Here is a 20,041-nt window from a genome sequence, read left to right on the forward strand (position 1 = left end):
CCGGGCGGCGATTCCTTACCGTCCCTAGACCGACGCCGGCACCTTCGCCGGCGTCCAGCGCAGGTGCGTGGGCAGGTCGGCGATCTCCGGCTCCCGCACGAGCGCCAGCCGGGGCCGGACGGCGTCGGTGCGGGCCGACGGCGGCTTCCGGCTGCCGGCGCGGAACTGCTGCGGCCAGTCGGCGCCGGGGCCGCGGTAGTCCTGCTCGATCGCCGCGTGCAGGGTCCACTGCGGATCAAACAGGTGCGTGCGGCCGAGGGCGCAGAGATCCGCCCGGCCCGCCAGCAGGATCGAGTTGACGTCGTCGTAGGAGGACACCGCCCCGACGGCGATCACCGCCACGCCTGCCTTGTGGGCCACTTCCTGACGGATGCGGTCCGCGAACGGGGTCTGGTAGCTGCGGCCGTAGGCGGGTTTCTCCTCCTTGACCACCTGGCCGGAGGAGACATCCACGCCGTCGGCGCCGTGCTCCACAAAGGCCCGGGCAATTGCGACGGCGTCTTGCTCGTCGTTGCCGCCGGGGGCCCAGTCGGTTGCCGACAGCCGCACAGTCAGCGGTTTGTCCGCGGGCCAGGCGGCTCGGACGGCGTCGAACACCTCCAGCGGGTAACGCAGCCGGTTCTCCAGCGATCCGCCGTATTCGTCCGTGCGCCGGTTGGCCAGCGGCGAGAGGAACGAGGAGAGCAGGTAGCCGTGGGCGCAGTGCAACTCCAGCAGGTCGAAGCCCGAAGCGGCCGCCCGGACGGTGGCGGCAACGAACTCGTCCCGGACCTGGTCCATTTCAGCGCGGCTGATTTCGCGAGGGGCCGGGCTGCCGGGGCCGTACGGGATGGCCGAGGGGCCTACCGGCTCCCAGCCGCCCTCGGGCAGCGGCTCGTCGATGCCTTCCCACATGAGTTTGGTGGAGCCCTTGCGGCCTGAGTGGCCCAGCTGGACGCCGACGGCCGCCGTCGAACGGCTGTGCACGAAGTCGACGATCTCGCGCCAGCTCTCCTGCTGGGCATCGTTGTAGAGGCCGCTGCAGCCCGGCGTGATGCGGCCGGTCTCGGAGACGCAGACCATCTCGGTCATGACCAGGCCGGCGCCGCCGAGGGCCTTGCTGCCGAGGTGGACGAGGTGGAAGTTGCCCGGGACGCCGTCGGTGGCGGAGTACATGTCCATTGGGGAGACGACGATCCGGTTCTTCAGTTCCAGCCCGCCGATCCGGTATGGCTGGAACATGGCGGGGGCGCTGCCCGCGATGCCCTGGGTGCGGGCAAATTCCTCGTCCACCCGGGCCGCGAACTCGGGGTCGCGCAGCTTGAGGTTGTCGTAAGTGATCCGGCGGCTGCGCGTGAGCAGGTTGAAGCAGAACTGCACCGGGTTCTGGTCCTTGTACATGCCGATGTTCTCGAACCATTCCAGGGAGGCCTGGGCGGCGCGCTGGGTGGACTCGACCACCGGCCGGCGCTCCGTTTCGTAGGCTTCCAGGGCGGTTTCGAGATCGGAGTGCTCGTGCAGGCAGGCCGCCAGGGCGAGGGAGTCCTCCATGGCCAGCTTGGTGCCGGAGCCGATGGAGAAGTGCGCGGTGTGGGCGGCGTCGCCGAGGAGCACGACGTTGCCGTGCCGCCAGGACTCGTTGCGGACCGTGGTGAAGTTGATCCACTTGGAGTTGTTGACCAGGACCTCGTGACCCTCCAGCTCCTCGGCGAAGATGGCGCGGATGGCGTCCACGGCCGCCTCGTCGCTTTCGCCGGGCCGGAAGGCCTGGTGCTCGGTGGCGTCGAAGCCGGCGCTGCGCCAGACGTCCTCGTGCATTTCGACGATGAAGGTGCTGCCCTCGTCGGAGTAGGGGTAGCCGTGGATCTGCATGACGCCGTGCTCGGTGTCCTTGACGAAGAACTTGAACGCCTCGAAGACGAGGTCGGTGCCGAGCCACATGTACTTGGACTTGCGGACGTCCAGGCTGGGCCGGAAGACGTCGGCGTAGCGGGAGCGGACGGCGGAGTTTAGGCCGTCCGCGGCGAGGACCAGGTCGTAGTCCTTGCTGAGTTCCTCGACGTCGGGCGCCAGGGTGCTGAAGCGCAGGTCGACGTCGAGTTCGGCGCAGCGCCGCTGCAGCAGCTCGAGCAGCTCCTTGCGGCTCATGGCGGCGAAGCCCTGGCCGCCGACCGTGTGCTGCGCGTCCTTGAAGTGGATGTCGATGTCGGTCCAGCGGGCGAAGCGCTCGGACATGTACTCGGCGATCACGGTGTCCGCGTTGCCGATGCCGCCGAGGGTTTCGTCGCTGAAGACGACGCCGAAGCCGAAGGTGTCGGACGCGGCGTTGCGTTCCCAGACGGTGACCTCGTGGTTCGGGTCCAGCTGCTTCATGAGGGCGGCGAAGTACAGTCCGCCCGGACCGCCGCCGATGATTGCGATTTTCATGTGGTGCCTCTCAAGCGTTCTGGTGTTCGGGGGTGGCGGTGTCAGCGGCCAGCTGCTCGCGCAGCCGGAAGTGCTGGAGTTTGCCGCTGGGGTTGCGGGGCAGGCCGTCAACGAAGTTCACCTGGCGCGGGTACTTGTACGGGGCGATGGTCTGCTTGACGAAGTCCTGGATTTCCTTGCGTTTGGCGTCATCGGCCTCGACCCCCTCGCGCAGCACGATGAAGGCGCAGACCACGCTGCCGCGGTCCGCGTCGGGCCGGCCGACGACGGCGTTTTCCATCACGTCCGGGTGCTGGTCAATCGCGGCTTCGACTTCCGGGGCGCCGATGTTGTAGCCGGAGGACACGATCATGTTGTCGGAGCGGGCCTGGTAGAAGAAGTAGCCGTCGCCGTCGCGGCTGAAGGTGTCGCCGGTGACGTTCCAGCCGTTGACGACGTAGTCCGCCTGGCGGGCGTCGTTGAGGTAGCGGCAGCCGGTGGGGCCGATCACGGCAAGGCGTCCGACGGCGTCCGGGCCGAGTTCCCGGCCGTCCTCGTCAAGGATGGTGGCCCGGTAGCCGGGGACGGCCGTGCCGGTGGCGCCGGTGCGGATGTCGTCGCCTGCCGCGGAGATGAAGACGTGGAGCATTTCAGTGGCGCCGATGCCGTTGACCAGCTTCAGGCCGGTTCGTTCGTGGACGGCGCGCCAGGTTTCGGCCGGCAGGTGCTCGCCGGCCGAGACGGCGGTGCGGAGGCTGGCGAGAAGCCCCTCGGCGCCTTCCTTGATGATCGCCTTGTAGGCCGTCGGGGCGGTGAACAGGATGGTGGCCTTCGCCGCGTGCACCGCCTGCGCAAGTTCGAGCGGGGTGGCGCGTTCGGTCAACAGGGCGGCGGCGCCGAAGCGCAGCGGGAAGACCACCAGGCCGCCGAGTCCGAAGGTGAAGGCCAGCGGCGGGGACCCCGCGAAGACGTCGTCCGATGTCGGCTTCAGGATGTGCCGGGCGAAGGTGTCCGCGTTGGCGAGGATGTCGCGGTGGAAGTGCATGGTGATCTTCGGCGTTCCGGTGGTGCCCGACGTCGGGCCGAGCAGCGCGACGTCGTCTGCCGCCGTCGCGACGTTGGTGAAGTCGCCGCTCTTGGCGGCGCAGCGGGCGACGAGGTCCGTGCCGGTGCTGCCCCCCATGGCCAGCACCGGCACCTCGTTTCCTGCGGCCTCGGCCAGATCGGACAGGAACCGGTGGTCGCACAGGGCGGCGGCCGGCCGGGTCAGTTCCAGCAGGGTCCGGATCTCGTTGGCGCGCAACGCCGGCATGATCGTGACGACGACGGCGCCGGCCTTGAGCACGCCGAGCCAGGCCGCGACGAGCCACGGGTTGTTCGGCGAGCGCAGCATGACGCGGTTCCCGGGGACGATCCCGAAGTCCTCGACCAGGACCTGGGCCACCTGGTTGGCGTGGGCCTGCAGCTCACCGTAGCTCCAGGACCCGCCGTCGGGGGTGAGCAGGGCGGGGCGGTCGGCACCGAAGCTGCGGACGGCGTCGTCGATCAGCGCGGTGGCGGCGTTAAGCTGCTGCGGGTACTGCAGTTCGGGGAGCGTGAACTCCAGGGCGGGCCATTGCTCTGCCGGGGGCAGGTTGTCACGGGCAAAGGTGTCCTGGTGCGCCGAGGGCGTTAGATCCATGGCAGGCCTTTCGTATCGTCATTGATAGGAGTGGGAGTAATCATCGATTGCTCCGAAACGGCCGTTTTGACGGGCCAAAAGGGCAGTTACGGAGCAGTCGACATCCGGATCATGCCTTCCTGGACCACCGTGGCGAGGAGCCTGCCCTGCCGGTCGTAGAAGTGTCCCTGCGCGAGGCCGCGGCTGGCCTGGGCGGAGACGGCTTCCTGGACGTAGAGCAGCCAGTCGTCCACACGGCCTTCGCGGTGGAACCACATGGCGTGGTCCAGACTGGCGGTGACCAGGCCCGGGTCGCCCCAGGCGTAGCCGTGCACCCGGAGCACCGGTTCCAGGATGGTGTAGTCGCAGACGTAGGCCAGGGCGGCACGCTGCAGGTCGGGATCGTCCGGGAGCCGGTCGAAAGCCTTCACCCAGACCGCCTGGTGCGGCACCTGCTCCCCCTCGACGCTGAGGTAGACGGCGCCGGGCACGTGCCGCATGTCAAAGCTGCGGCCGCCGGACCAGTACGCCGCGGCGTCGCCGTCGACGCCGTCGAGCACGTCGGCGGAGGACGGCAGCGACCCCGGATCCGGGATCCCGGCCGGCATGGCCCGGGCGAATTCCTCGCCGGATTCCTCCGCGTGGAAGGAGGCCATGGCCACGTAGACGGTCTTGCCGCCCTGGTAGGCGCGGACCTGCCGGGTGGAGTAGCCCCGCCCGTCGCGGAGCCGCTCCACCTCGTAGCGGACTTCGGCGCCGATGTCCGCGGGCCGCATGAAGTAGCTGTGCATCGAGTGCAGCGAGCGGTCATCCCCCACCGAGCGCATCGCCGCGGCCGCGGCCTGGGCCACCATGTCCCCGCCGTAGGCCTTGGGCCACGGCACGTACTGCGTCGTGGCGGTGTAGGCCTCGTCGAGGAAGTCCGGCTCGGCCGGTGTCAGCTCGAGGGCGGACAGGAGGATCTCCGACGTCGGGCTCATACCCGGCGGTACCCGTCGAGCGTGGAGTCGTCGACGTCGTCGAGGTTCACCACGATGTTCTCCGGCGTGCGGGCGGTGAGCCAGACGAGTTCCTCGGTGATGCTCATGTTGGCTTCCACGTGCGGCATGTACGGCGGGACGAAGACCCAGTCGCCCTCGGTCATGTCGATGAATTCCTTGTAGTCCTCGCCGAAGTAGATCCGGCCGTGGCCGCGCAGCACGTAGCCGCCGGTCTCGGCTTCGCCGTGGTGGTGCGGGAAGGAACGGTAGCCGGGTTCGTTGCTGACCTGGCCGTACCAAATCTTTGTAGCAGGGGTGTGCTGCGCGCTGACGCCGGAGATCCGGACGGCTCCGCCGGACTGGCCGGTGTCGCGGTGCTCTGCGCCCTTGCGGGTGACGACGGGGACAACCTGGTCTGTGATCTGTTCTGTCATGGTGATACCTCTCTATATGGCGGGTCGGTATTGGTGGCTTAGAGGCGGACGGTGTTGGTGAGCGTGCCGATGCCCTCGACCTCGGTGGTGACGACGTCGCCGTCGTGCAGGAATCGGGGCGGGGTGGCGCCCATGCCGACGCCGCCGGGCGTGCCGGTGAGGACGACGTCGCCGGGGCTCAGCCGGGTGAAGGTGGAGATGTAGGACAGCAGGGCGGCCGCGGTGAAGACGAGGGTTTTGGTGTTGCCGTTCTGGACCTCTTCGCCGTTGACCAGGCAGCGGACCCGGACGCCGGCTTCAGGGTCGCATTCGTCCGGGGTCACGAGTACCGGGCCCAGCGGGGTAGTGCGGTCGAAGGCCTTGCCCTGGAACCACTGCAGGGTGCGGTTCTGCCAGTCACGCAGGGAGATGTCGTTCGCCACGGTGTAGCCGGCGATTGCGGCGGAGGCTTCCTCCGGCGAGGCGTTCTTGAGCGGGGCGCCGACGACGACCGCCAGTTCCGCTTCCCAGTCCACCTTGGCGCCGTGGCCGGCGGCGTCGATGACCTCGCCGTCGCCGATCAGGGTGTCCGCATACTTGGCGAACAGGGTGGGGTATTCCGGCAGTTCCCGGCCCATTTCCGCGATGTGGTCCGCGTAGTTCAGTCCGCAGCAGATGACCTTGGACGGGCGCGGCAGTACGGTGGCGAACCGGGCGCCGTCGGCAGGGATGGAGTCGTGCGGGCCGCCGCCGGCCGCTTCTTCCGCGGCGGCAGCTGCCTGCTCCTGCCAGCCGGCAGTCTCCAGCAGCTCATTGAGGTCCCGCGCGGCCAGGAGCACAAAACGGTCCCCCGATTGCACGGCGGCGCGGGTGGCGGGATCACCACTGGCGTCGCTGGCTGCCGTAATGACGGTCGCAAGGCGCATGATTCTTCACTTCCGGTTCGACGGCGGAACCGGCCCCATTGCCGATTCCGGTGACGTGCAAACTATGCCATCCCCCGAGAGGGTATGTCGACATTTTTACGGTCGTCACATATGCTCAAGTTAACACGAATTCACCGGTTTGGGTAGACCGGCAGAAGTGCCGGATCCGCCCGTTCGCAGTTAGCTCGAATTCCACAGCACGGCCTTTCCAATGCACCGCCGACTCAATGAGGAGCCACCATGAACCACAAGGTCATCAACCCCGCAGCCCTGGCCAAGCCCTCCGGCTTCGCCCACGGCATCCTGGCCGGCAACACCGTGTACCTGGGCGGCCAGACGGCCATGGACAGCAACGGCGACATCGTTCCCGGCGGCATCGTGGAACAGTTCCGGCAGTGCTTCTCCAACGTCCTCACCACCCTGGCCGAAGCCGGGGGCATGCCCTCGGACCTGGTCAACGTCACCATCTACCTGACCGATGTCGAGGACTACCAGAAGAACGGCCGTGAAATCGGGCGGATCTGGCGCGAGATGGCCGGCACGGACTATCCCGCTATGGCCGGCGTCGGCGTCACGCGGCTCTGGCAGGCCGAGGCGCTGATCGAGATCCAGGCCGTCGCCGTCGTGTCGGGCCAGGGCTAAGGCCCGAGGCTAAGGCTGGGGGCTACGCGGAACTGCCCGTGGCCCCCAGCAGCCGCTCGGCATGCTGGCGGGCCGGGCCGTTCAGGAGACGGTGCAGTTCCGCGAAGATCCGTTCCGCGGTCAGCCCGCGCCAGCCCGGCGGCAGGAACTCCTCCGGCAGGCCCGGATCCAGGTACGGCAGCCGGCGCCACTGGGTGAGCAGCTGGACGTAGTCCGCGAAGGCCGCCCGGTCGGCGTCGGGCCCGGGCACCGGCGCTCCCGCCGGTTCCCAGCGTTCCAACACGGGCGCGAAGCGTTCGATGAACTCCGCGTAGAGCGATTCGAGGGCCGGCAGGTCCCACCAGCGGGAAACTTTGTCCTTGACGTCCCCGGCGGTCAGGTGCTCGGCCTTGAAGAACTCCACATATTCCGTCAGCCCCGCCCGCTCGAGCTGGTGGCTGATGTCCTCATAGGTGTTGCCCGGGGCAATCCAAAGCCCCGGGGTCACGGAGCCGAAGCCCATCCGGGTCAGCATGCTGCGCAGCTGGTGGCGGAGGTGGCGCTGGGATTCCGGGACGGAGAAAGCGATGAGGAGCCAGCGGTCGGCCGCCGTCGCCCGCCGGGGCGAAAAGATGCGGCGGTCGCCTTCCTGGAAGACATCCTCCAAATTGGGCGCCAGCCGGTAGGCGGCCACCCCGCCCTGCCTGACGCTTTCCAGCACGCCGCGGCGCTTGAGCCGGGAGACGGAAGAGCGCACCCCGGAAGACTCGACGCCGAGGTCATCCAGCATGGAAATCAGCACCGAGACGGGCAGCGCGCCGCCGTTGGCGCGACCATACAGGCCGTAGATCGTGACGATCAGCTGCTGGTGCCGCGGGGTCTGCCGGGGAACGGCGGATTCGCTGGCGGGCCCGGCGTCCGGCTGGGCGTCCAGCGCCGGCGCGGGGTCCATTACCACCGCTGGCCCTTCATCGGGAGAACAGTCATGGATCTAGGCTATAGAGGTCTGCGCCCCTCGGGCGCCGTGACGCTCCGCGAACCGTTCCTGGCCGCGCTGGTTCACCCGGCAACTCCACCTGGAGCCGGGCATTGCCGCCGCCATTCGCGGGAGTTCTCCACGACACCCACACCACCGAAGCCGAGTAACGTAGAAGTGTGCCGGGCGGCTGACCCCCAATGCAGCCGCCCGGCCGCTTGGCCCGGGCAGGACACAAGGCAGATCGGTTCCCCAAGTACACGCCGTCCCGTCGCTAGTCTTGCTGCATGAGCGACTTCGTGCCGAGGCGGCCAGCCGACATGAACGACGCACCCGGTGAAGGCCAGGCCGTGCTCCGCGCCGCCGCGTCCACGCCGGGCATACCGGCACCGTCGCCTGGCCCAGATGCCACGCCAGAAGGCCGCTCCCGCATCGGGTGGGCCGACCTCCCGGAATTCGTCCGGTCCGCCGTCGAGTGCATGGCGGGCAGCCCTGTCATCGCCGCCCGCTCCCAACCCGGCGGATACTCCCCCGGCAGCGCGGATCGAGTGGTCACGGCCGAAGGCAACCGCTTTTTTGTGAAGGCGGTAACCAGTTCACTGAACCCCGAGTCGCCGCAGTTGCACCGCCGGGAAGCACGGATCATGCCCCTGCTCCCCGACGGACTTCCCATCCCGCGACTTGTGGGCACCCATGACGACGGCGAGTGGGTCGCCCTGGTGTTCACCGACGTTGATGGACGGCACCCGCAACTGTCGGGCGCCGATCTTCACGCTGTCCTCGATGCCGTGGACGCCATCTCCGCACGTCCTTTGCCGCCCCAGGCACTCGAGGTCTTGCCGTCGCTGTCAGATGAGGTGCGGGAAATTTTTGCGGGCTGGGCGAGGCTGCGTAACGACCCGCACGACGGAATCGGCCCGTGGGCGGCAGTGAACCATGCCCTGCTGGAGTCCTTGTCCGCTGCCGCTGCAGAGAACGTGGGCGGTGATCGGCTCGCACACGTGGACCTGCGGGCGGACAACATTCTCATCGACCGCGCCGGGCGGGCTGTCATTGTCGACTGGCCGTGGGCGGCACATGGAGCGTCGTGGTTCGACGCCCTCACCCTCCTCGTCGATGCGCGAGTCAGCGACCCGGCGTGCGATACGGAGGCAGCCCTCCGGGAGCACGCGGTATTCGCGCCCGCCGAGCCGCAGCAGGTGGATTCTGTGCTCGCAGCGCTGGCCGGATATTTCCTTGACAGCGCCCGCAAGCCGTCACCCCCGGGGCTTCCCACCTTGCGCGCTTTCCAGCAGGCGGAAGGGGCAGCATGCCTCGGATGGCTGCGGGAACGACTGGAGGGGTCAGAACCGGAACGGGTGTTCTGAGATGGCTTCCGGCTGGGGTAAGGTAAAACTCGTTGTTCCCCGGGACCGCGTCCAGCTTTCTGGACCGTCCCACTGCGGCTGTAGCTCAATGGTAGAGCGCTAGCTTCCCAAGCTTGATACGCGGGTTCGATTCCCGTCAGCCGCTCCAATCCCGCCTCCGGAACTCCGTCCAGCGGAAGGCCCCGGGGCCGTTAGGTCGCTACCTGTATCGTTCGAAGTCAGGAACCTCTTCGGTTCCGCTACAGGAGCGATCATGGCTGACAAGTCCCCCCGTCAAGCAGCATCCAAGAAATCCGCTAAATCCATCAAGGAAAAGCGCGCCGAGAAGAGGGACGCCGCAGCCCCGCCCAGCTCCCTGGACAAGGCCACCAGCTCCAAGCCGGCGGGTGCCAAAAAGAAGTGAGCGGCACCATGAGCCACCTCACCCTCGGAGTCCTGGCCACCACGCGGAAGCCTGACGAACGGCGACTCCCGATCCACCCCCACCATCTGGACCGCATCGCCCCGGAACTCCGGCAGCAGCTCATCATGGAGGAAGGCTACGGCGAACGTTTCGGCGTCTCGGACGCCCACCTGGCGCCGCTCGTGGGGCGTATCGCCCCCCGCGCGCAACTGCTGGCCGAGGCCGACGTCGTCCTCCTGCCCAAGCCGCAGCCCGAAGACCTCGCCGAACTGCGCGACGGTCAGGTCCTCTGGGGCTGGCCGCACTGCGTCCAGGACCGGGCCATCACGCAGCTGGCGATCGACAAGAAGCTCACGCTCATCGCCTTCGAGGCGATGAACCACTGGGCCAGCGACGGCGGCTTCGGTCTCCACGTGTTCCACAAGAACAACGAGCTGGCCGGCTACTGCTCCGTGCTGCACGCCCTGGCGCTGACCGGTTCCACCGGCGACTATGGCCGCCGGCTGAGCGCCGTCGTCATCGGCTTCGGTGCCACTGCCCGCGGTGCGGTGACGGCCCTCAACGCCCACGGCATCCATGACGTCCAGGTGCTGACCAACCGCGGCGTCGCCGCCGTTGGGTCCCCCATCCATTCGGTGCGGATCGCGCAGTTCGACCACGACCACGAGGCGCCGTTCCTCAGCGAGGTCATCACGGAGCGCGGACGCGTGCCGCTGGCACCGTTCCTCGCCGAGAGCGACATCGTGGTCAATTGCACCCTGCAGGACCCGAACGCGCCGCTGACGTACCTGCGCACCGAGGACCTGGACGCGTTCCGGCCCGGCAGCCTGATCGTGGATGTGTCCTGCGACGAGGGCATGGGCTTCAGCTGGGCGAAAACCACCACGTTCGCCGAGCCGATGTTCAAGGTCGGGGACCATATCGACTACTACGCGGTGGACCACAGCCCGTCCTACCTGTGGAACTCGGCCAGCTGGGAAATCAGCGAGGCGCTGCTGCCGTTCCTGGAGACCGTGACCAGCGGCCCCGGGGCCTGGACAGAGAACGAGACCATCCGCCGCGCGATCGAAATCCGCGACGGCGTCATCCTCAACCCGGATGTACTGCAGTTCCAGCATCGCGAGCCGGAGTACCCGCACCTGCCTCTGACGGACTGACACCCGTTTCCGCTGCGAAATAGGACAGCCGCTGCGTGGATCCACGCAGCGGCTGTCCTAAACCGGTGCGGAAAGCTTCTGGTTCCGGACAATCCTCAAGAGCCTGCGCCGGTCCTTCAGGTCCACCTTGAGCATCAGCTGGTCCCGGCGTGCCAGCACGACGGCGACCGTCGCCGCGGCGAGCGCCGGCACCCCGCCGGAGACCAGGATGGCCGTGTGCGGATCCACGTGCTCGGCCAGCCAGCCGATCATCGGCCCGCCAATGGCCTGCCCCCCGATCAGCACCATGATGTACAGGCTCATGACGCGCCCGCGGATGGCCATATTGGAGCTGATCTGGACCAGCTGGTTGGCAGCGGTCAGGAACATCAGGCACCAGAACCCGGCCAGCACCATCGCCGCGCCGAACCACACCATGGACGGCGCCAGCGAGGCCAGGCAGAGCATCAGCCCGTACATTCCGGCGCCCAGCATCACCGAGCGCAGCCGCAGTTCCCGCCGGCGTGCGGAGGTGATCGCCCCGGCCAGCGCCCCGAGGGCCACGAGCGCGTTCAGCAGCCCGTACCCGCCGGCGCCGACGTCGTACACGTGGTCCGCGAAGGCGGCCAGCAGCACCGGCAGGCTCATTGCGAACACTGCGACGAAGCCGGCCATCAGCCAGGGCCAGTAGATGGTGGGCTTGCCCAGTGCGTAGTTCAGTCCTTCCCGCAGCATGCCTTTGCGCTTGGGCACCGGGGCGCTGAGGTGCAGCTGGTCCTTCCGCAGGGTGAGCAGCATCGCGACAGTGAAGCAACAAGCGACGGCGTTCGCGGCGAACGCCCACCCGGCGCCCACCGCCGTGAGCAGCAGTCCGGCGAGCGCAGGCCCGATCAGGCCGCCGAGCTGGAAGGTCGTGGAATTCACGCTGATGGCATTCCGGAGGTAGGCCGGTCCCACGAGCTCGTTGACGAAGACCTGCCGCGCGGGCTGGTCCAGCACGGTGACGAGGCCCAGGGCCAGGGCGATCACATAGACGTGCCAGACCTCGATCCGCTGGGTCAGTGCCAGCACCGCGAGGATGGCGGCGAGGACAGCGGCCACGGACTGGCACAGCATCAGGATCCTGCGCTTCGCGAAGCGGTCCGCCATCATTCCGGCCCACGGGCCAAGGAACAGCGAGGGCAGGAACTGCAGCGCCACCGTGATCCCGACGGCGGTGACGGAACCGGAGAGCTGGAGCACCAGCCAGTCCTGGGCGATCCGCTGCATCCACAGGGCGATCACGGCGATGAAGTGCCCGATCGCGAAGATGCGGAAATTGCGGACCTTCAGCGAGATAAAGGTGTGGCGCCAGGGCAGTGGCGCGTTGACGACGGCGATTGGCGCGGTGATGGTGTCCGGCAGGGCAGTTACGTTGGCCTCTAGAGGCGGAGGGGGTGCCACGGAAAGTCCTCAAAGGAGCGGGTGAGCGGGGATGCCTTAACGCTAAGCTGGCCGCAGGGAATTGTGGAAGATTATTCACCGCATAACTAGCATTACGGAACGCAATGCGGCGCGAGTTCGCCGCAGGTCAGGAGCCCGCATGTTCGAACCGGCCCAGCTGCGGTCCTTCCTTGCCGTGGCCGAAACACTGAGCTTCACCAAGGCTGCCGAACGGCTGGGCCTTGCGCAGCCGACGGTCAGCCAGCACGTGCGCAAGCTCGAGGCCGCCGCGAAGCGCGTCCTGGTGGCACGGGATACCAGGGACGTGCGCCTGACGGACAACGGGGACGCCATGGCCGGTTTCGCCCGCAGCATCCTGTCCGCGCACGACGCCGCCTCACGCTACTTCTCCGGGTCTGCAATGCGCGGCCGGCTGCGGTTCGGCACGGCGGACGACCTCGCGATCACCGGCCTGCCGAGGATCCTGCGGGAGTTCCGCCAGGTCTACCCGCAGATCAACCTGGAACTGACCGTGGGCCAAAGCGACCAGCTCTACAAGAGGCTCAATGCCGGCCAGCTGGACCTCGTCTTCGTCAAATGGGTGGCCGGGGCCAAGGACGGCACAGTGGTGCAGCAGGACTCCTTCGCCTGGGTGGGCCTGGAGCAGACCTCGCTGGACCCCGCCGAGCCCGTGCCGCTGATTGCTTATCCGTCACCCAGCCTGAGCCGGAAGCTCGCCATCGACTCGCTCGAATCCGCCGGGCGGACCTGGCGCATCACCTGCACCACCCGGCAGATCAGCGGCGTGCTGGCGGCTGTCCGGGCCGGCATCGGCGTGGCGGTCATGCCGGCTTCGCTGGTGCCGGAGGACCTGAAGATCATCACCCGGCGCTTCGACCTGCCGCCGGTGGGCGACGTCGATTTCACCCTCATCCGCAACCCGCTGGCCAACACCGAGGTGATCGAGGCGCTGACCCAGACGATCGCGGGCCGGACCCTGCGGCGCCCCGCCTGAGCCGCCACTCGTGCCGCAGTGGAACAGCAGTGTTCCCATGGCCTGCGTACACGCCGATGTACCTACTCGGATTGCGTACTTACGCATACCATTGATCCACTCGTATTCCTGACATATCCTGAGTGTGTCGAAGGTCAAGCAGTGGCCTATGACAACGATTCGATTAACGAACGCTGTCCTATGGGCCCGCCGTGCGGCGACCCGCCGGAGGCGTTCGGGATAGGCCGACAGTGACGCCAGCCATTAACCGCCCGCACTCCCCTTCCGCATCGACAGCCCGAAGCCTCAAGCCCGTGGGCCCGTTCTCACAGGCTGTGCACCGCGGCGCAGCCGCCAAGCATCCCAGCCTCGGACGTCTGGACCCGCATCCCACCACGTTGGTTGAGGCGGAATACGTCGGCAGCCCATATTGCGAACGGTGCGGAACCGACGAGTTCATCTACCTTGAGACTTTTGTCCCCGCCACCCATCACCGGGACGGTTCCATCAATAAGCTGGGCGAAGTCACGTACTTCTGCTCCGGTTGCGACGACTTCTCCGCGCACGCGGTGCCCGCGGCGTGGGTTCCGCCCGGCTGGTACTTCGGCTGAGGCCGCGGGCGCCGCGCACTCCCCACAGACCACGAGCCGGGCTGGCCGTTCCGGCGAGCTTGCCCGCGGAGGCCAGCCAGTCGGCGTCGTTCTGAACGGTGACGTCGATGCCAAGGCCGGAGAGCACGGTGCGCAGCTGGGCGGGGAGCTCGACGGCGGTGGACACAGTCAGTGCCGAGCCCGCCAGGACGCCGGCCGCCACTGTCCGGACCAGGCGGGCGAGGGGCTCGCCCTCGGAGAGCCGCACCGTGACCGGCAGCGCGCGGTAGCGGAAGATGTTCCGTTCGGCGCTCAGCCCGGAGACGTCCTTGGCCGTACCGAATTCCTCGGTCCATGCGAGGGCGTCGGAGGCCAGGGCACGCTCCAGCGCTTCCAGCTCGTCGGCGGCCAGGAAGCCCACGGCTGCCTGCCCGATCCGGCGGACTCCCGCGTGGGGGGAAACGGCGGCAGGGGCAGTGCTGGGCTTGCCGACCCATTCGCCGAGTCCGACGAGGTAGTTGGGCCCGCCGGCCTTGGTGCCGGCGCCGACGGCGGATTTCTTCCAGCCGCCGAAGGGCTGGCGCTGCACGATGGCGCCGGTGATGCCGCGGTTGACGTAGAGGTTGCCGGCCTGGACAGTCTCGAGCCAGAGGCCCACTTCCGCCGGGTTCAGCGAGTGCAGCCCGGACGTCAGGCCGTACTCGATCTGGTTCTGGATGGCGATGGCCTCCTCAAGGGTTTCTGCGGTCATCACGCCCAGGACGGGGCCGAAGAACTCGGTGAGGTGGAAGTACGATCCGCGGCGCACGCCGTAGCGGACGCCCGGGCTCCAGAGCTTGCCCGTACCGTCCAGCTTCTTCGGCTCGACGGCCCAGCTTTCGCCTTCGCCGAGGGTGGTGAGGGCGTTGAGGAGCTTGCCGTTGGCGGGTTCGATGATCGGGCCCATCTGGCTGGCCGGGTCCTCGGGGTAGCCGACCTTGAGCGAGGTGACGGCGTCGATGAGCTGGTTGTGGAAGCGCTTGGACTTGGCCACGGAACCTACGAGGATCACCAGCGAGGCCGCAGAGCACTTTTGGCCGGCGTGGCCGAAAGCGGAGTACGCGACGTCCTTGGCCGCGAGGTCCAGGTCGGCGCTTGGGGTGACGATGATGGCGTTCTTGCCGCTGGTTTCGGCCAGCAGCGGCAGGTCCTGGCGGAAGGAACGGAACAGTTCCGCGGTCTCGTAACCGCCGGTGAGGATGACCCGGTCCACGGCGGGGTGGGAGATCAGCTGCTGGCCGAGCTCACGCTCGCCCAGCTGGACCATGGTCAGCACGTCCCTCGGTACGCCGGCTTCCCAGAGTGCCTCGATCATCACGGCGCCGCTGCGGCGGGCCTGCTTGGCGGGCTTGATCACGACGGCGGAACCGGCTGCGAGGGCGGCCAGGGTGGAACCGGCCGGGATGGCCACCGGGAAGTTCCACGGCGGGGTCACGACGGTGAGCCTTGCCGGCACGAAGCTGGCGCCGTCGACGTCGTCGAGCTTGCGGGCCGCCTCGGCGTAGTAGTGCGCGAAGTCCACTGCCTCGCTGACTTCCGGATCACCCTGGTCAATCGTCTTGCCGGTCTCGCTGGCCATGACCTCGAGGAGGTCGGCGCGGCGGGCCTCGAGGACGTCGCCGGCGCGGTGCAGGATCGCGGCACGCTCGGCGCCGGAGAGCGCACCCCAGGCCTTGCCCTTTTCCACCGCGGTATCGATCACCGTGTTAAGGGTCTCGGCATCGTTGATCGTTGCGGCCTCGACGGCGGCGTTGCCCAGAGTCGACGTCGTGACGCGGCCGAGGATGGCGCGGCCCCAGTCGCGGTTGGCCGGCAGGGAGGGGTCGGTGTCGGCGGTGTTCTCGAAGGAGTCGTGCGGCATCGGCTCGGCCGGAAGGCTGCGGTTCTGCCGGCGGTTCGGCGGCGGGACCTCGTCGTCGAGCCTGGCCAGGGAGGCGAGGAAGCGCTGTTTCTCGCGCTCGAAGAGCGTTTCGTTCTCGCTGAGCTCGAAGACCGCGGACATGAAGTTGTCCTGGCTGGCGCCTTCCTCGAGGCGGCGGATCAGGTAGGCGATCGCGACGTCGAACTCGGCCGGGTGGACCACCGGGGTGTAGAGCAGCAGGGAGCCGACGTCCTTCTTGACGGCTTCTGCCTGGCCCTGGGCCATGCCGAGCAGCATCTCGAATTCGATGCTCTGCTCTGCGGTATCCGCGATACCGCGCTGCTTGGCCAGCAGCCAGGCGAAGGCGATGTCGAAGAGGTTGTGGCCGGCGACGCCGATCCGGATGTTGCCGATCCGGTCCGGGTGCAGCGAGTAGTTGATGACGCGCTTGTAGTTGGTGTCCGAGTCCTGCTTGGTGTTCCAGGTGGCGAGCGGCCAGTCGTGCAGGGACGCCTCGACCTGTTCCATCGGCAGGTTGGCGCCCTTGACGACGCGGACCTTGATCGCGGCTCCGCCGCCGGCGCGGCGGGCGGCGGCCCAGTCCTGGAGGCGGATCATGGCGGCGAGCGCGTCCGGGAGGTAGGCCTGCAGCACAATGCCGGCCTCGAGGTCCTTGAACTCCGGCTTGTCCAGGATCCGGGTAAAGACGGCGATGGTCATGTCCAGGTCCTTGTACTCCTCCATGTCCAGGTTGATGAACTTGGCCTTCTGTCCGCCGGCGGCAAAGGAGGCGGCGCGGGTGAAGAGCGGGGTGAGCTTCTCGACGACGTGCTCCACGGCCTCGTCAAACGCCCAGGCCGAGTGCGGGGCCACGGTGGAGGAAACCTTGATGGAGACGTAGTCGACGTCGGGGCGGGACAGGAGCTTGTGTGTTCCCTCGAGGCGGCGCGAAGCCTCGTGTTCGCCGAGCACGGCCTCGCCGAGGAGATTGACGTTGAGCTTGATGCCGTCCTTGCGGATCTTGGCGATGGCGGGTCCGAGCTTGGCGTCAGTGGCATCGACGATCAGGTGGCCGACCATTTCACGGAGCACACGGCGGGCAACCGGGATGACCACCTGCGGCAGGGCCGGGGCCATGGTGCCGCCGAGGCGGACGGCGCTTCGCATGTACCAGGGCAGGAAGGCGGGGACCTTGGGCGCCAGCGCGGCAAGGTTCCGGGCGGCGACCTGCAGGTCCTCGGGGCGCACGACGCCGTCGACGAACCCCACGGTGAAGTCGAGGCCGTTGGGGTCCTTCAGGACGCCGGCGAGCTGTTCGGCGGAGGCGTCGACGGGGACCTTCGCCGCTTCGGTGAGCCAGTGGCGTACCAGCCCGATGGTCTCCTCGGCGAGGGCTGCGGCCTCAAGGACCGGCGAGCCTTCCGAGACGGGTGCGTGGTCGGCGGCGCTGCCAGTGTTCACGTCGGACTCCGTTGAAATGTTGGTCATGGCTGGTACTCGTTCTTTCTCAAAATGTGGACCCTTCTTGATTCAGTATGCGACCGGATTTTCATAAGATAAAGCGATGTTTTCCGAGCAATACTGGTTAGAAAAATCGAAGAGTCCCGGGCCGGACGCAGCCGCCCCCGAACACACGGATGCGCTATCATTTTTGGCTCCCACAAGGCGCGGATGGGAGCCAAAACTGACAGCGCAACTCGGGTGGTGCGCGGTTACTTGAGGGGGCGGTGCATCTCGACGAGCTCCTCGTGCCGCGGGCTGTCCGGATTCATCAGCGAGTGCTTGCGGCCGTAGCCGAAGTAAATGACCAGGCCGATGACGAGCCAGATGCCGAAGCGGGCCCAGGTCTCCCAGTGCAGCTGGAGCATCAGGAACGCCGATGCCAGCACACCGAAGGCGGGAACCAGCGGCATCAGGGGAAGCCGGAAGGTGCGCGGGGCCTCGGGCTTCTTATAGCGGAACACGATGACCGCGGTGCAGACGACGACGAACGCGGCCAGGATGCCGATGTTGGTCAGGTCGGCGACGGCCTTGATCGGGAACACGCCGGCGAGCAGCGCGGAGGCGACGCCTGCGATCCAGGTCACGCGCTGCGGCGTGCCGTGGCGGTCCGTCTTGGAGAACCAGCCGGGGAGCAGCCCGTCGCGGCTCATCGAGAACCAGACGCGGGTGACGCCGAGCAGGAAGGTGAGCATCACGGTCAGGATGGACAGCACGGCAAAGACCGAGATGATCGTCGCGATGACCGGCAGCCCCACACTGTTGAAGGCGGACGCGAAGCCGGCCTTGGGGTCGATTTCCGAGTAGTTCTGCATGCCGGTGAGCACCAGGGTTGCGGCGACGTAGAGGAGCATCGCGATGATGAGGGACATGATGATGGCCTTCGGCATGTGCTTCTTGCCGTCCTTCGCCTCTTCCGCGGCGGTGCTCATCGCGTCGTACCCGAACACGGCGAAGAACACTGTGGCCGCTCCCGCCACCACCGGCCCGAAGCCGCTGGGCATAAACGGGTTGTAGTTTCCGGTATCGATGTAGAAGATGCCGAGACCAATGATGAACAGGATCAGGATGACCTTGATGGCGACGGCGATGAGCTCGAACCGTCCGAAGGTCTTGGTGCCGCGGGACAGGATCCAGGTCACGAGCAGGCAGACCGCGATCGCCGGGATGTTGACGATGCCGCCGGTGCCTTCATCCGGCGTCGCAGTCATCCAGACGGGCATGTTGATGCCGATGCCGGAGAGAAAAGCGTCGAAGTAGCCGGAAATGCCGATGGCCACGACGGCCACAATCGCAATGTATTCCAGCAGCAGGTCCCAGCCGATGAACCAGCCGATGATTTCGCCGAGCGCCACGTAGCCATAGGTATAGGCCGACCCCGCCCGAGGGATCATGCCGGCGAATTCCGCGTAGGACAATGCGGCCGCTGCTGAGGCGAGTCCCGCGATCAGGAAGGAAAACAGCACCGCCGGGCCGACGCCGGGTTCGGACTCGCTTCCGTGGGCGACGAGGCCCGCCAGGGAAAAGATGCCGACGCCGATGATGCCGCCGACGCCGATGGCCGTCAGTTGCCAGAACCCCAGGCTTTTCATCAAACCGCTGTGAAGGTTCTCTTCCTCAATGTCGTCGATCGGCTTGCGCCGCATGATCGACCTGTCTATGTCTTGTGTAGCCATCAGGGTCTCCCGCGTTTAGGTGTGGCGCCCATCAATCCACCCTGTGATGGGGGTTACTCAACGACAACAGTATGCAACCGGGATTGCATTAGATAAAGTGAATTCTCCTAATCAATAACCATTAGAATTCACAAAGGAATAGCGATGCTGGATGTCCGGCGGTTGCGCCTTCTGCGCGAACTGAAGATCCGGGGCACCCTGGCCGAGGTCGCGGAGGCGCTTCAGTACAGCCCCTCCTCGGTCTCGCAGCAGCTGGCGCTCCTGGAAAAAGAGGCCGGCGTCGAGCTTCTCCGCAAGACCGGACGCCGCGTCCAGCTCACCCCCCAGGCCGAGGTCCTGGTGGCCCACACGGCCCAACTCCTGGAAACGCTGGAACAGGCCGAGGCGGATCTGGCAGCCTCCTTGACCACTGTGACAGGCACCGTCCGCATCGCCGTCTTCCAGTCCGCGGCGCTGGCGCTGATGCCGGATGCCCTCACCCGGATGTCGTCCAGCTACCCCGAGGTGCGGATCGAAATGACCCAACGGGAACCCGAGACGGCCCTGCATGAGACCTGGGCGCGGGACTTCGACCTGGTGATTGCCGAGCAGTACCCCGGACACGCGGCTCCCCGGTATGACGAACTCGACCGCGTCCGGCTCACGAGTGATGCGATCCGCCTCGCCGTTCCGCCGCCCGGCCCCGGCCGGCCGGCCATCACGTCCCTGACGGATACCGCCGGGATGGCCTGGGTGATGGAGCCGCGCGGGGCGGCGTCGCGGCACTGGGCCGAGCAGGCCTGCCGCAGCGCCGGGTTCGAGCCCGACGTCCGCTTTGAGACAGCCGACCTGCAGGCCCAGATCCGGCTGATTGAATCCGGGAACGCCGTTGCCCTCATGCCGGACCTCGTCTGGACCGGGCGGGGCACGACGTCGCAGCTGATCACCCTGCCGGGCGACCCGCACCGGACCATCTTCACCTCGGTGCGGCGCTCCAGCGCCACGCGCCCTGCGATCCTGGCCGCGCGGGAGATCCTGGCCGAGACGGCGGCCTCGATCCCGCCCGCGGGACCCTGACCGGCAGGGTGTTCGCTGGCTCACAGCGCTCCCGGC

14 protein-coding genes, 1 tRNA gene and 1 pseudogene are annotated in these 20,041 nt (G+C 67.6%); 7 read left to right on the top strand and 9 right to left on the bottom strand.

Annotated elements, in window-relative coordinates:
* Nucleotides 1-24: 24 nt before the first annotated feature.
* The 5 genes from AC1DF4_RS10645 to AC1DF4_RS10665 form a co-directional block, all read right to left on the bottom strand.
* The gene (locus tag AC1DF4_RS10645; protein ID WP_476912868.1) at nucleotides 25-2,406 is read right to left on the bottom strand and encodes a bifunctional salicylyl-CoA 5-hydroxylase/oxidoreductase; all 2,382 of its coding nucleotides are present in this window, start codon (nucleotides 2,404-2,406) and stop codon (nucleotides 25-27) included.
* 10 nt (nucleotides 2,407-2,416) lie between these two features.
* Nucleotides 2,417-4,066 carry an AMP-binding protein gene (locus AC1DF4_RS10650; protein ID WP_476912869.1) on the bottom strand — a complete coding sequence of 550 codons (1,650 nt, stop codon included), beginning with the start codon at nucleotides 4,064-4,066 and terminating at the stop codon, nucleotides 2,417-2,419.
* An 86-nt stretch (nucleotides 4,067-4,152) separates the two neighbouring features.
* Nucleotides 4,153-5,025 carry an acyl-CoA thioesterase gene (locus AC1DF4_RS10655; RefSeq protein ID WP_476912870.1) on the bottom strand — a complete coding sequence of 291 codons (873 nt, stop codon included), beginning with the start codon at nucleotides 5,023-5,025 and terminating at the stop codon, nucleotides 4,153-4,155.
* A complete protein-coding gene (locus tag AC1DF4_RS10660; RefSeq protein ID WP_476912871.1) occupies nucleotides 5,022-5,459 on the bottom strand; it encodes a cupin domain-containing protein in 438 nt (145 codons plus the stop codon). The genes AC1DF4_RS10655 and AC1DF4_RS10660 overlap by 4 nt, the downstream gene beginning before the upstream one ends.
* Before the next feature lie 38 nt (nucleotides 5,460-5,497).
* A complete protein-coding gene (locus AC1DF4_RS10665; protein WP_476912872.1) occupies nucleotides 5,498-6,364 on the bottom strand; it encodes a fumarylacetoacetate hydrolase family protein in 867 nt (288 codons plus the stop codon).
* A gap of 240 nt (nucleotides 6,365-6,604) precedes the next feature.
* Here AC1DF4_RS10665 and AC1DF4_RS10670 point away from each other — a divergent pair, with 240 nt between their 5' ends.
* On the top strand, nucleotides 6,605-7,006 hold the full coding sequence (locus tag AC1DF4_RS10670; RefSeq protein WP_476912873.1) for a RidA family protein: 402 nt from the start codon (nucleotides 6,605-6,607) through the stop codon (nucleotides 7,004-7,006).
* Nucleotides 7,007-7,028: 22 nt separating this feature from the next.
* Here the strand turns inward: AC1DF4_RS10670 and AC1DF4_RS10675 are convergent, their stop codons facing one another.
* Nucleotides 7,029-7,937 (bottom strand): PaaX family transcriptional regulator, encoded by a 909-nt coding sequence (locus tag AC1DF4_RS10675; protein ID WP_476912874.1) that lies wholly within the window; start codon nucleotides 7,935-7,937, stop codon nucleotides 7,029-7,031.
* Nucleotides 7,938-8,248: 311 nt separating this feature from the next.
* Between AC1DF4_RS10675 and AC1DF4_RS10680 the strand changes: the two genes are divergently transcribed.
* From AC1DF4_RS10680 to AC1DF4_RS10695, 4 genes are all read left to right on the top strand, one after another.
* Entirely contained in the window at nucleotides 8,249-9,328 is a 1,080-nt protein-coding gene (locus AC1DF4_RS10680) for a phosphotransferase family protein (RefSeq protein ID WP_476912875.1), read from the top strand.
* Nucleotides 9,329-9,402: 74 nt separating this feature from the next.
* Nucleotides 9,403-9,476: transfer RNA gene (locus AC1DF4_RS10685), tRNA-Gly, on the top strand.
* 105 nt (nucleotides 9,477-9,581) lie between these two features.
* The gene (locus tag AC1DF4_RS10690) at nucleotides 9,582-9,731 is read left to right on the top strand and encodes a hypothetical protein (protein WP_224047845.1); all 150 of its coding nucleotides are present in this window, start codon (nucleotides 9,582-9,584) and stop codon (nucleotides 9,729-9,731) included.
* 8 nt (nucleotides 9,732-9,739) lie between these two features.
* The gene (locus AC1DF4_RS10695; protein ID WP_476912876.1) at nucleotides 9,740-10,888 is read left to right on the top strand and encodes a N(5)-(carboxyethyl)ornithine synthase; all 1,149 of its coding nucleotides are present in this window, start codon (nucleotides 9,740-9,742) and stop codon (nucleotides 10,886-10,888) included.
* A 57-nt stretch (nucleotides 10,889-10,945) separates the two neighbouring features.
* Here the strand turns inward: AC1DF4_RS10695 and AC1DF4_RS10700 are convergent, their stop codons facing one another.
* Nucleotides 10,946-12,310 carry an MFS transporter gene (locus AC1DF4_RS10700; protein ID WP_476912877.1) on the bottom strand — a complete coding sequence of 455 codons (1,365 nt, stop codon included), beginning with the start codon at nucleotides 12,308-12,310 and terminating at the stop codon, nucleotides 10,946-10,948.
* 139 nt (nucleotides 12,311-12,449) lie between these two features.
* Here AC1DF4_RS10700 and AC1DF4_RS10705 point away from each other — a divergent pair, with 139 nt between their 5' ends.
* Nucleotides 12,450-13,304 (top strand): LysR substrate-binding domain-containing protein, encoded by an 855-nt coding sequence (locus AC1DF4_RS10705; protein ID WP_476912878.1) that lies wholly within the window; start codon nucleotides 12,450-12,452, stop codon nucleotides 13,302-13,304.
* A 621-nt stretch (nucleotides 13,305-13,925) separates the two neighbouring features.
* Here AC1DF4_RS10705 and AC1DF4_RS10710 read toward each other — a convergent pair.
* Nucleotides 13,926-17,261 (bottom strand): annotated as a pseudogene (locus tag AC1DF4_RS10710) (bifunctional proline dehydrogenase/L-glutamate gamma-semialdehyde dehydrogenase); the annotation flags it as partial.
* A 224-nt stretch (nucleotides 17,262-17,485) separates the two neighbouring features.
* On the bottom strand, nucleotides 17,486-18,949 hold the full coding sequence (locus tag AC1DF4_RS10715; protein ID WP_476912879.1) for an amino acid permease: 1,464 nt from the start codon (nucleotides 18,947-18,949) through the stop codon (nucleotides 17,486-17,488).
* 144 nt (nucleotides 18,950-19,093) lie between these two features.
* On the opposite strand from AC1DF4_RS10715, the gene AC1DF4_RS10720 reads away from it, so the two are divergent.
* On the top strand, nucleotides 19,094-20,005 hold the full coding sequence (locus AC1DF4_RS10720; protein ID WP_476912880.1) for a LysR family transcriptional regulator: 912 nt from the start codon (nucleotides 19,094-19,096) through the stop codon (nucleotides 20,003-20,005).
* Nucleotides 20,006-20,041: the final 36 nt, after the last annotated feature.

This window comes from Arthrobacter sp. 05N429 (assembly GCF_056397045.1).